1 protein-coding gene is annotated in these 1,613 nt (G+C 73.5%); it reads right to left on the bottom strand.

The features are described 5' to 3' along the window. A partial coding sequence (locus AP428_RS32065) for an autotransporter-associated beta strand repeat-containing protein (RefSeq protein ID WP_269434037.1) occupies positions 1–1,613 on the bottom strand: 1,613 nt, incomplete at both ends.

The raw sequence follows: 1,613 nt of genomic DNA, 5'->3' as shown, positions 1-1,613 counted from the left end.
CGTCGTGCCGCTGCCGGTTTGCGCGAGCCCGCCGTTGCCGGCGATCGTGCCGCTCAGGCCGAGATCGTTCGCGCCGTTCAACCCCAGCGTGACGCCGGCGCCAAGATTGACCGCATTGCCGAGCGTCACGCCCGGCACGCTCGCGCCGAGCGACGCCGAGCCGTTGACGTCGAGTGCGCCGAGGCCGAGCGCCGCGCCGCTGCCGACGACCAGGCTGCCGCCCGTCAGCGCGGTGCCGCCCGCATACGTGTTGTTGCCGGTCAGCGCCTGCGAGCCGGTGCCGGCGAGCGTCAGCCCGCCCGCCCCGCCGATGTTGCCCGCGAAGACGCCGCTGCCGCTGCCCGCGAGCGTCAGGTGGTTCGCACCGAGATCGATCGTCGAACCGGCGACACCCGACAGCGTGCCGATCGACTGCGGCGTGGTCGCCCCGCTGATATTGAACTGCGCACCGGCGCCGGTCAGGTTGACGGGGCTCGACGCGGCAAGACTGCCGCCCGCGCCGATCGCGAGCGTGCCGCTGCCGATCGTGGTGCCGCCGGTAAACGTTTCGGCCGCAGTGAGCGTCGTTCTACCCGGGCCGTTCACGGACAGGCCGCCGCTACCGGAAATGATCCCGCCCAGCCCGAGATCGTTCGCACCCCCAACCGTCAGCGCCGCGCCTGCGCCGAGCTGGATCGCGTTGCCGAGCACCGTGCCGCCGACGGTCGTGCCGAGCGAGCCGCCCGCGCCGGTCACGTTCAGCGCGCCCGTGCCCAGTGCCGCGCCGTTGCCGGCGAGGATGCCGCCACCGCTCAGCGTCGTGCCGCCCGAGAACGTGTTCGCGCCGGTCAGCGTCGTGATGCCCGAGCCGATTTGCGCGAGACCGCCGCTACCGCCGATCACGCCGTTCAGGCCCAGATCGTTCGCGCCGGTCAATGCAAGTGTCGCGCCCGCGCCGAGGTTCATCGCGTTGCCCAGCGCGATGCCGTTCACGCTCGCGCCGAGCGCACCGCCCGCGCCGGCGACGTTGAGCGCGCCGCTGCCGAGCGCCGTATTGCTGCCGGCGAGCAGCGTGCCGGCGCTCAGCGTCGTGCCGCCGCCGAAGGTGTTCGCGCCGGACAGCGTCGTCGTCCCCGTGCCGCTCAGCACGAGACCGCCGCTGCCGCCGATCGCGCCGCTCAGGCCGAGGTCGTTCGCGCCATTCAGCGTCAGCGATGCGCCGTTCAAATTGACGTCGTTCGCGAGCGCCGCGCCGGCAGCCAGATCCGCGCTCAGCGAACCGCCGAGGTCGCTCACGTTCAACGCGCCGCCCACGCCGAGCGCCGTGTTGCCGCCGACGATCAGGCTCCCGCCGCCCGTCAGGCTCGCGCCGCCCGTAAACGTGTTCGCGCCGGACAGCGTCGTCGCGCCGGTACCGCCGAGCGCCAGGCCGCCCGCGCCCGAGATCGCGCCGTTCAGGCCGAGATCGGCGGCGCCGTTCAGGCCGAGCGTTGCGCCCGCACCCAGATTCACTGCATTGCCGAGCACCGTGCCGGCGACGTTCGTCGCGAGGGTGCCGCCCGTGCCGGATACGTTCAGCGCGCCGTGCCGAGTGCCGCGCCGTTGCCGGCGATCAACCCGCCACCGCTCAGCGC

The organism is Burkholderia sp. E168m22 (assembly GCF_001319805.1).
In the GTDB taxonomy this organism is placed as follows: Bacteria; Pseudomonadota; Gammaproteobacteria; order Burkholderiales; family Burkholderiaceae; genus Burkholderia; species Burkholderia orbicola.
This window is presented reverse-complemented; position numbering and strand designations above follow the sequence as displayed.